General features: G+C 68.8%; 4 protein-coding genes and 1 pseudogene. 1 reads left to right on the top strand and 4 read right to left on the bottom strand.

What is annotated here, in order from left to right; translation table 11 throughout:
• A partial coding sequence (locus ABZ281_RS47580; RefSeq protein ID WP_356664879.1) for a methyltransferase occupies positions 1-402 on the top strand: 402 nt, incomplete at its 5' end.
• Positions 403-513: 111 nt separating this feature from the next.
• On the opposite strand, the gene ABZ281_RS47575 is transcribed toward ABZ281_RS47580, so the two are convergent.
• The 4 genes and pseudogenes from ABZ281_RS47575 to ABZ281_RS47560 all read right to left on the bottom strand — a co-directional run.
• Complete coding sequence (locus ABZ281_RS47575) at positions 514-846, bottom strand: TcmI family type II polyketide cyclase (RefSeq protein ID WP_356664877.1); 333 nt, start codon at positions 844-846, stop codon at positions 514-516.
• Positions 847-866: 20 nt separating this feature from the next.
• Positions 867-1346 (bottom strand): SRPBCC family protein, encoded by a 480-nt coding sequence (locus ABZ281_RS47570; RefSeq protein WP_356664875.1) that lies wholly within the window; start codon positions 1344-1346, stop codon positions 867-869.
• A 1-nt stretch (position 1347) separates the two neighbouring features.
• Positions 1348-1602: an acyl carrier protein gene (locus tag ABZ281_RS47565; RefSeq protein ID WP_356664873.1), complete on the bottom strand. Its 255-nt coding sequence runs from the start codon at positions 1600-1602 to the stop codon at positions 1348-1350.
• Positions 1603-1635: 33 nt separating this feature from the next.
• Positions 1636-1946: pseudogene (locus tag ABZ281_RS47560) on the bottom strand (ketosynthase chain-length factor); the annotation flags it as partial.

The raw sequence follows: 1946 nt of genomic DNA, 5'->3' as shown, positions 1-1946 counted from the left end.
GTGGAGAACGCCGTCCCGAGACTGCGCACGGGCGGCGACCTCGCGGACCGCGCGCACGTCGTGCCCGGCGACGTCCGGACGGCCGTCCCGGTGAAAGCCGACGTCTACGTCATCAAGAACATCCTGGAATGGGACGACGAGAGCACCACCCGCACGCTGCGCAACGTCCGCGAGGCCGGCGGCCCCGGGACGCGGGTGGTGGTCATCGAGAACCTCGTCGACGACTCGCCCTCCATGCGGTTCAGCACCGCGATGGACCTGCTGCTGCTCCTCAACGTCGGCGGGGCGAAGCACACCCGCCAGAGCATGGTGGACCGGCTCACCGAGGCCGGCCTGATCATCGACGACATCAGTCCGGTCAATCCCTATCTGCACGCGTTCGACTGCCACATCCCCGGCTGATCCGACCGCGACCCGCGGGACCCGGTGATCCCGGATTCCCGATGCAGACAGACCGACGACCGCCGGGCCCGCGACGCTGCGGACCCGGCGGCCGTCGAATGCCGGCTGCGGTCAGCCGGCCGGCTCGCGCTCCCAGAGGTAGAAGCGCTGCGCCATGGCGTCCTTCGGGGAGCGCCAGGTGTCGGGGTCGTACGCGCTGACGTACGCGGACAGGCGCTCGCTGACGTCCCGGAACTCGGGATGCCCGGTGATCTTGGCGATGGCGGGTCCGGGCTCGTGCTCGGCCTCGATCAGGTGCAGGTACACATCGCCGAACTGGAAGAGGCTGCGCCGGGTGACGCCGACGAGGTGCGGCAATTCCCCGCGGTCGGACTCCGCGAACACCTTGGCGATGTCGGGCGCCGATCCCGGGGCCATCCGGGCGACGATCAGGGCTTGGTGCATGGGACTGTTCTCCGTCCGGCTCAGTCGGTCAGACCGGCACTCGCACCGCGCTCGGCGGCGATCTTCTCGATGCGGTCGCGGATCAGACCCATCTGCACCTTCGAGTTCCGGTTGATGTTGTCCGTCATCCACTCGTCGTCGACCGGCGCCTCCGGCTTCATCGCGAAGTCCTGCGTCCAGACCATCCGCGTGCCGGCCGGTACCTCCTCGTACCGCCAGTGGATGTTCATGTGGGCGAAGGGGCCCGTCTCGACGCGGCGGGCCTTGACGGTGAGCGTTTCACGGTCGGGCTCGCGCTCGGAGACCCAGCTCCACACGGTGCCGTTCTCGTCCGGGTGCATCGTCAGCCGGAAGGTCGTCTTGTGACCCTCCCGGGAGATGATCTCGACGGAGGCGTACTCGCTGAACAACCGCGGCCAGTTCTCCAGGTCGTTGGTCACCTCCCAGACCAGGTCCAGGGGTGCCGCGATGGTGATCTCGTTCTGCGTGTGTCCGGTCATGTCACGCTCCTGCCAGGAGGGCACTATTGACGAGGTCGAGGAACTGCCGGGGCGTCTTGGAGCGTTCGGCGTCGGTGGGCATCGGCGTGCCGTACCGGTTCTCCAGCTCGCCCACGATGCCCAGCAGGCCCAGCGAGTCGACGCCGAGCTGCTCGAAGGCCGTCTCGTCGCGGCGGAGTTCCTCCGGAGCGACGGTGACACCGGTGCACTTCCTCATGAGTTCGGCGAGCTCTTCCACAGTGATGCGATCAGTCATGCCATTTTCCTTCCTTGCCTGTTCCGCGGCGCCTCAGGACGAGGCGTCGGTGGCGTCGTGCCGCAGCACCAGCGCCGAGTTCGACCCCATGAGTCCGCGGCTCAGCACCAGTGCCGTGCGTACCTCGGCGGTACGGGCCCGGCCGGTCACGAGGTCGAGGTCGTGGCAGATGTCGAAGACGTTGGGGGTGGGCGGAATCAGGCCGTGCTCCATCGAGAGCACCGCTGCCGCGGCGTCCATCAGCGGCGCGGCGCAGTAGCCCCGTCCGATCCCGGTCTTCGGCGCGGTGACGGGCACCCGGGTGCCATGGGCCCCGAGGGCATCGGCGATGGCCAGGGCCTCGG

Origin of the sequence: Streptomyces sp. NPDC006265 (genome assembly GCF_040613555.1) — a bacterium.
GTDB lineage: Bacteria > Actinomycetota > Actinomycetes > Streptomycetales > Streptomycetaceae > Streptomyces.
Note: the sequence above shows the minus strand (reverse complement) of the source record. Positions and strands in the feature narration are given on the sequence as shown.

Bases quoted from the DNA above. Each gene is read 5' to 3' on its own strand.
- ABZ281_RS47575 (WP_356664877.1), bottom strand. From the start codon at position 846: ATGCACCAAGCCCTGATCGTCGCCCGGATGGCCCCGGGATCGGCGCCC.
- ABZ281_RS47570 (WP_356664875.1), bottom strand. From the start codon at position 1,346: ATGACCGGACACACGCAGAACGAGATCACCATCGCGGCACCCCTGGAC.
- ABZ281_RS47565 (WP_356664873.1), bottom strand. From the start codon at position 1,602: ATGACTGATCGCATCACTGTGGAAGAGCTCGCCGAACTCATGAGGAAG.